This is a genomic window from Streptomyces sp. adm13(2018) (assembly GCF_008042145.1).
In the GTDB taxonomy this organism is placed as follows: Bacteria; Actinomycetota; Actinomycetes; order Streptomycetales; family Streptomycetaceae; genus Streptomyces.
Genome location: NZ_RDBH01000149.1, coordinates 1 through 7,057, shown reverse-complemented (window position 1 = coordinate 7,057; position 7,057 = coordinate 1). Strand labels below are relative to the sequence as shown.

Genomic DNA, 7,057 nt, shown 5'->3' with positions numbered 1-7,057 from the left:
GGGCTGAGGAGCGTAAGGACGGCGCGCAGGGGGCCGGAGAGCGGAAGGCCGAAGCGCAGGCGAACGGGGGCGCGTTCCTGCGCCCCGGGCCGGGTCCGATCATGACCGGTGACCTCGTGGACGGCCGCCGGGTGCTCGGTTTCGGCCACCGCAGCCCCCCGCCCCGTACCCAGGACGGCGGAGACGCGGCGGTGCGGCACGGGGACCGTCTGCTGCTCGACGGCGACGAGCGCGCGAGCGGACCGCCGGAGCGGAGCATCGACCCGGCCGACCACCCCACCCTGGAGCGTGCGGGCCGTCCGCCGGCCCGTCAGCTCGACGACCGGCACGTGCGCAGCGCGAGCGACCTCGGCCCCGGACTCGTCGCCGCCCTCGACGGACTCCTGTACGGACCGGAGGCCCCCGGCTACCTCGGAGCCCTCGTGGACCGGCTCGTTTCGGACGGCCACGACGTCTGGCTGGCCGGAGGAGCACTCCGCGACCTGGTCGCGGGCGGCGACCCCGAGGCGGTGCGCGACCTGGACGCCACCGGCACCGCTCCGGCGGGTGCTTTCCTGCGCGCGGTCGACGAGGTCCTCGTTCTCGACGGCGACAGTGCCGAACTCCCGCCGCTCTTCAGCCCGCGGTCCCTCGTCTGCTCCGTCCTCACCGTCCACCGCGACCGGCGGGCCCTGGACTACCGGGGCCTCGGCCTCATCGGCATGCCGTACCCGGCGACCGGAACGGACCTGAGCGAGGACGCCCGGCAGCGCGACCTCACCGTCAACACCCTGCTGTACGACCCCGTACGCCGGCTCCTCCTGGATCCGCTCGGGCGCGCGCTCGCCGACCTCGGACATGAGCCCGGGAGATCAGAGGGTCTCCTGCGCCTGGACCCGCCCGGACGCCCTACGGAACCGGTCACCTGCGCCGAACTGCTGCTCCGCGCAGCCAAGTTCCTGATCCGCTGGGAGACGAGGCCCGGTCTGGACCCGACCGCACTGCGGGCCTGGGCGGTCGAGCTGCCCGCGGACCTTCCCGCTCGTATCGACGCGCTCGACGGCAGCCCGGACGAGTGGCTCCGGCTGGCGACCCTGTGGGAGGCGTGGGTGCCGGGCGGGCCGACGGCCGCCCAGGCGGAGTCGCTTCGCGCGTACGGGCCGGCCGTGTCCGGGCTGCTCGACAGACTGTCCACGCCCGGCCGGGGAACGGATGTCGCCCCAGCCACCGAATCCCGCTCCCCGGAACAGCGTGACAGGACCGAAGACCACCACGGCCACGCTCCTCCGCCCCCTCCCGGCCGGCCGACAGGATCCGCCCGGCCGGACCAGGGCGGAGGCCTCTGATGCCCCGGACCGGCGGCGACGCCCACTCCGTACACCGCCCGCTCAGTGGCTGGGTGGCCCGGCTGAAGCCGGACGACACCCCCGGCGCACCCGGCCTCCTCGGGCCCATCAACGACGGTGACGAGCGGGCGGACGCCCGGACCTCGGCGCGCTTCCTCACCCCCGGCTGGACGCGCACGGCCGCCGAGGTCCAGCAGCCGACGGGTGACCCCGTACGCGCCCTGGCCCTGCGTGCCCCTGACGACTCGCTGGTGGTCGAACTCGACGACAGGGGCGCGCCGGTGGAGGTCTCGGCGACCGGCGCCGAACTCGTCGCACGGTTCGAGGAGCGGTGGACCGCCCCTCCCGCCGACACCGCGACCGTGGAGCGGCTGACCGGCGAGAGCCTGGAGCTGCGGTACTTCCTGCTGCACCGGCTCGACCTGGAGACCGCCACCCCCGCGGCCCTCTTCCACTGCCTGCCGTGGCACCGGGTCGAGACCGCCGCCCGTGCGACCTCGGCACTCCTCGACGAGATCAGCCCGCCGTCCGCCACGTTCCCCGCGCCGGACGGTCCCCTGCGCCACTGGTTCACCCCTGCGGCCACCTCGCTCGCCGGACCGCTGTCCGTCCTCGAATCCGGGCTGCGCACCCGGCGCCCCGGACCGTGGTTCGGCCGGGAGACGTCCGCGCTGCTGTCCGGGCTGCTGGCGGCCGATCCGCACCGGCTGCCCCCATCGACCCGCGCCGCGCTGGCCGGGCTCGCCCTCCGGATCGGCGCGGACCCGGTCCTCCACCACAGCGCCCGGCTCGCCGCAGCCCGGCTGAGCGCCCCGGAGCCCCGCGCCGGTGAACACCTCGCCCTCATGGCCCGACTCGACTCCACTTTCGTCCTGCGTGCCGCCGGCGGGGAACCGGACGGGCCGATGTCCATCTCGCTGGGGCAGGAGCGGGTCGAAGCGGAGGTGACCGTCACGCGAGGGGGGCGAGTGACGGTCGAGATGGAGATCGAGACGGGTGGGCCGGAGGCGTCGGGGTCCCGCGCAGGGCACCAACGGAACGCGGCGGAAGGACCCGCGTGCTATCCGGTGCGGCTCGTCCCGGCGGGCGTCGCGTCCGGAGAGGAAGGACGGGCCGGAGGTACTGGAGGCACTGGAGCGGCCGCAGCTACTGGAGGTACTGGAGCGGCCGGCAGCGTGCGGTACTGGATGCTGCTCGACCGGACCGGGCCCGTGCTGCACGGCCGGATCGCCGTGCCCGCCCCCACGGGCGGGTTCGACGTGGACCTGGACGGGCCCCCGGTCCCCCTGTTGTTCCTCGACCGGGTGCCCGCGGCGGAACTGCTCGCCTCACTGCGGGCCAACGAACTGATCGGCCCGATGCGTTGGCACGAGCTGGTCGACGTGTTGCCGCCCCGGCACCCCGCGCACGCCGCGCTGGCCACGTACGAGGAGGAACTCCCCCCGTAGAATCGGGCGTTCTGCCTCCGGGGTGACCATGGCCGGATACCGTGATCGGGTGGAGAGCACACCAGGCGACACCGATACGGCCCCGGCCACGCCCGCCCTGGAGGGCACCCTGGACGGGACGGCGGCGTCCGGCGCAGACAGCGACAGCGACGGGAGGCGTCGCCGCTCCCTCGACGCCGAGTTCCGTCGACTGGAGGAGAGCGCCATGTGGAGCGCGCAGTGCCAGTTCGAGGAGGGCAAACGCTGGCGGGCGACGCACTGGCTCCTCGGCCTGCCCGCGACGCTGCTCGCCGCGATCGCCGGCACGACTGCCCTCGTCGAGTCCACCGGCGCGACGGCCGCCGGCATCCTGGCGCTCCTGTCGGCGGGCCTCGGGGCGGTGCTCACCACGGTGAACGCGCCCCAGAGGGCGACGCAGGCCATCACTGCGGCCAATGCGTATCTGGCGATCCAGACGGCCGCGCGGCAGCACCGCGAGATCGACCTGCCCGACTGGACCCCCGTCGAGGCCCGCGAGGCACTGGCCGCCCTGACCGCCCGCCGCGACGAGCAGAACGCGACCGCCGACCCGCCCAGCCGCCGCGCGTACCGCAAGGCCCGTGCCAACATGGGGGCGGGCGGACAGACCTATGCCGTCGACCGGACGTCCTCCCCGTGATCGATCGAAGTACGACGAGGAGGACCGCATGGACGAAGCACCACGGTACGTACGGTTCCAGGGCACCGAGCGGCATGAGCGGGGGCACTGTCCCGGAGTCTTCATCCTCGCGAACGAACTGGCCGCGCAGGGCGGGCTGACCGAGGAGCAGTACCGGTTCTGGAGGTCGAACAACGACTGGTACGACGCCAACTACACCAACCCCAGTCATGTCGACCCGCAGGTGTACGACCCCGAGGTGAACCCCGGAGCCGTCGCGTGGTTCAAGGCGTCCGCCGTCGAGCTCGTGAGGCGGGTGGACGGCTACCTGGAGCTGCTCGCCGCACACGGAGTGGACTGCCGCCGCCTGGAGAGCACGAACCCCGGCCGCATCATCTACGAGGACGAGTACCAGGTCGTGGTCATGCCAGAAGCAGGCCTCCCGAAGTAGAGCAGGCGGCACTGCGGCTCAGCCGCAGGCGTGCGGGCGCCGCTGGTCTCCCGGTGCCACACTGAAGGCATGACGCAGTCGGATCGACAGCTCGCCCGGCGGTTGGAGAGGGCCACCCGGAGCCTGCTGGAGCGCCGCGCCGAAACGTCGTCGATCTGCCCGTCCGACGTGGCCCGCGAGGTCTACGACGGTGACGACGACGGCTGGCGGGACCTGATGGAGCCGGCCCGCCAAGCGGCCTGGCGTCTGGTGGCGGCCGGCGAGGTCGAGGTGACCCAGGGCGGACGATCCGTCACAGAGACCGAGGCACACGGCCCCCTCCGCATCCGCCGGGCACGCCCCCGGGATTAGAACTGCTCACGCCCGCCCCCGCGCAGCCCGCGATGGCTCGTTGACGGGATCCGTTGCGGACTCCAGCTGTCCGCAACGGGGGTCATGGTGGGGGTGTGGCCGGAGACGCCGGTGGCGAGGGATTCAGGGAGTGGGCATGACGTTTCTGGTGGCGGGTGCGACCGGTACGGTCGGGCGGCAGGTCGTGGGGGCGCTGCGGGAGGCCGGGGCGCCGGTGCGGGCGCTGACGCGGCGGCCCGGGAAGGCTGCGTTCGGTCCGGGGGTCGAGGTCGTCGGCGGTGACCTGACCGACGCGGCGTCGCTGGCGTCGGCGCTGCACGGCGTGACGGCCGTGCACCTCATCAACTTCGGAGGTGACGGCTACGCCCCGCTGGAGAACGGCGGCGATCTGGTGGCGACGATCGAGGCCGCCGGGGTGCGCCTGGTGACCCTGCTGGCCGGCTGGTCGGAGTCGACTCTGGAGCCGGCCGTGCGGGCGTCGGGGCTCGCGTGGACCACGGTCGCGCCGACCGAGATCATGGCCAACGCCCTGGAGTGGGCGGACGAGGTGCGCGCCGGACGGGTCGAGCGGCCGTACGGGGACTCGCGCACCGCGATGGTGCACGAGGGGGACATCGGCGCCGTGGCGGCGACGGCGCTGCTGGAGGACGGGCACGCGGGGGCCGAGTACCTGCTGACCGGCCCGGAGCGCATCTCGCTGCGGGAGAAGATCGCCACGCTGGGCTCGGCGGTCGGCCGTGAGGTGGAGTTCGTGGAACTGACCCCGGACCAGGCTCGCGAGGCGATGCGGGCGCAGGGCGTGCCGGAGCACCTGATCGAATTCCAGCTGGACGTGTTCGCCGAACCGCCGGTCGAGTACAACACCCCGAACGGTGTGGTGGAGAAGGTGACCGGACGGCCGGCGCGCACCTTCGCCCAATGGGCGGAGCAGAACGCCACCGCGTTCCGCTGAGCGTCCTACACCGGTGAGCGTCATACCGCCCGCCGCCGGAGTCGGCGGCGGGTCGGACGCGCAGGCTTCACCACCCCCCGTTTGCGTAGTGACTTGCGTACTTCTACGGAGGTGGCCGGGGCAGGCGGCCGGGGAGGCTGTGGTCCGCCCCACCCGATCCGCTGCAGACCGGAGAAACCGTGAAGCTCCGCCAGATGATGGTCGCCGCCACCCTCGGCGCGACCGTGCTCACCGCCGTACCGGCGGTGACCGCCTCATACACCGCCTACGCCTGCGAGGACAACCAGACCAGCTGTGACCACGAGGACGAGGAGAACCCCTGGCCGGACGACAATCCGGGCGGTTTCCCCGGCGGTGACCCCGGTGACGGGGGCTGGGGCGGCGGTGACGGAGGCGGCGGCTCCGGCGGGTCGTGGGGCGACATCGACATGTTCAACGGTGTCATCGGCCAGCCCGTGGACGGCACGCTGCCGCGGGTCGTCGTCGACGGCACCGCCACCCGGCCGCCCACCCCGATGGACCCGGCGATGCCGCCCATGTCGTGGGGCTGGGGCAGCGGCGCCCCGGCCAGCGGCGCGGGCCCGATCCAGGCCGGCGCCAAGTTCGAGAGACCGACCGACTGCCACCGCAACGCCGACTCCATGCCCGTACGGGTCAACAGGACCGTGAAGTACCAGTGGTCCTACGAGACCAGTACCAACATCTCCGCCAACGCGGCACAGGTCCTGTCCGCCACACTGGGCGCCCAGGTCAACACGACGTTCGAGGAGTCGTACTCCGTCGACGTCACCCTCCAGCCGGGGCAGTCCTGGACGCTGTTCGTCGAGTACCAGACGTTCACGTACTCCGTCACCTCGTCGAACATCCTCGGCTACGTCACCACCGAGTACGTCAACGTGGTGCGGCCCACCGGCAAGGTGACCAGCCGGTGGTGCTGAACGCCCCACGCCCCTCGGGCACGGCGGTACGGCGGGTGTCCCCCGTCGTACCGCCGCTGGACACGGAGGCGGTCCCCCGGGCGGAACGGGACGAGGCGGTCGCGGCGCTGGCCGAGCTCTCCGACGCCGCCGGGCGCCACCTGGACAACCCGGATCTCTTCCACCGGCCCCGGTTCCGTACGGCCGTGCACGGCCGTCATCTGGCCCGTACCCCCGACCGGCTCGTCACCGGCCGGATCGCCGCGGCGGCCGAACGACGGGCCGAGGCCGGACTGCTGGCCGCCGCCTCCACCCGCGCCGAGATCGCGGAACGACCGGGTCGCCGGCCCTGCTTCACCCCGGCCGCCCTGAGCGAACTGCACACGCTGATCGTCGCCGACGACCCCAGCATCCCCGGCCCGGGCGGTCTACGCCGGTCCGCGGCCAGGATCACCTGGGACGACGGCCAGGTCTACGCCGTCGCGGTGGCGCCCGGCCGGGGACTCCGGGACCACGTGGAGCGCTGGTACCGCTGGGCCGTACGCACCACCGCCCCCAGCATGGACGCGGCCGCCCTCTCCATGGCCCGGCTGCTGACCGTCCACCCCTTCGCCGACGGCAACGGCCGGACCGCGCGCCTCCTCGCCCAGTGCGACCTGCTCGCGGCCGGGCTGATGCCCGGGCTGCTGCTGGACCTGGACGGCTGGGTCCACGCCCACCGCCGCGCACACGACGAGGCCCTCGTCGCCGCCGCCGAGGGGCGGTGGGCGCAGTGGGGGTTCCCTCTTCGCCCGCGCCGTCACCGAGACCGCCCGGCATCGCACCGCCACCATCACCCGCTACAGCGCCCTCCTCGGTGAAGCCGCCGCACAGCTCACCGACGACCCCGCCGCCGCGGCCGTCCTCACCCACCTGCGCTCCTCGCCCGCCGTCTCCGCCGACTGGCTGCGCGACCGCCTCACACGCCCCCCTGAGC

8 protein-coding genes are annotated in these 7,057 nt (G+C 73.7%); all 8 read left to right on the top strand.

Annotated features, from left to right (window positions below):
• Positions 1-1,325, top strand: a 1,325-nt coding sequence (locus tag EAO70_RS34880; protein ID WP_222723504.1) for a hypothetical protein, incomplete at its 5' end; no start/stop codon positions are given.
• A complete protein-coding gene (locus EAO70_RS34875; RefSeq protein ID WP_148006826.1) occupies positions 1,325-2,773 on the top strand; it encodes a hypothetical protein in 1,449 nt (482 codons plus the stop codon). The genes EAO70_RS34880 and EAO70_RS34875, both read left to right, overlap by 1 nt.
• A gap of 49 nt (positions 2,774-2,822) precedes the next feature.
• On the top strand, positions 2,823-3,431 hold the full coding sequence (locus EAO70_RS34870) for an SLATT domain-containing protein (RefSeq protein ID WP_261993199.1): 609 nt from the start codon (positions 2,823-2,825) through the stop codon (positions 3,429-3,431).
• A 28-nt stretch (positions 3,432-3,459) separates the two neighbouring features.
• Complete coding sequence (locus tag EAO70_RS34865; protein WP_148006824.1) at positions 3,460-3,861, top strand: hypothetical protein; 402 nt, start codon at positions 3,460-3,462, stop codon at positions 3,859-3,861.
• Positions 3,862-3,930: 69 nt separating this feature from the next.
• Positions 3,931-4,212 (top strand): DUF3253 domain-containing protein, encoded by a 282-nt coding sequence (locus tag EAO70_RS34860; protein ID WP_148006823.1) that lies wholly within the window; start codon positions 3,931-3,933, stop codon positions 4,210-4,212.
• Between the two features lie 136 nt (positions 4,213-4,348).
• On the top strand, positions 4,349-5,164 hold the full coding sequence (locus tag EAO70_RS34855) for an NAD(P)H-binding protein (RefSeq protein WP_148006822.1): 816 nt from the start codon (positions 4,349-4,351) through the stop codon (positions 5,162-5,164).
• A 179-nt stretch (positions 5,165-5,343) separates the two neighbouring features.
• Positions 5,344-6,102 carry a DUF6426 family protein gene (locus EAO70_RS38320; RefSeq protein WP_187284169.1) on the top strand — a complete coding sequence of 253 codons (759 nt, stop codon included), beginning with the start codon at positions 5,344-5,346 and terminating at the stop codon, positions 6,100-6,102.
• A complete protein-coding gene (locus EAO70_RS38315) occupies positions 6,096-6,941 on the top strand; it encodes a Fic family protein (RefSeq protein ID WP_187284168.1) in 846 nt (281 codons plus the stop codon). The genes EAO70_RS38320 and EAO70_RS38315 overlap by 7 nt, the downstream gene beginning before the upstream one ends.
• Positions 6,942-7,057 lie beyond the last annotated feature (116 nt).

Coding starts and splice junctions, on each gene's coding strand:
- EAO70_RS34875 (WP_148006826.1), top strand. CDS start 1,325: ATGCCCCGGACCGGCGGCGACGCCCACTCCGTACACCGCCCGCTCAGT.
- EAO70_RS34865 (WP_148006824.1), top strand. CDS start 3,460: ATGGACGAAGCACCACGGTACGTACGGTTCCAGGGCACCGAGCGGCAT.
- EAO70_RS34860 (WP_148006823.1), top strand. CDS start 3,931: ATGACGCAGTCGGATCGACAGCTCGCCCGGCGGTTGGAGAGGGCCACC.
- EAO70_RS34855 (WP_148006822.1), top strand. CDS start 4,349: ATGACGTTTCTGGTGGCGGGTGCGACCGGTACGGTCGGGCGGCAGGTC.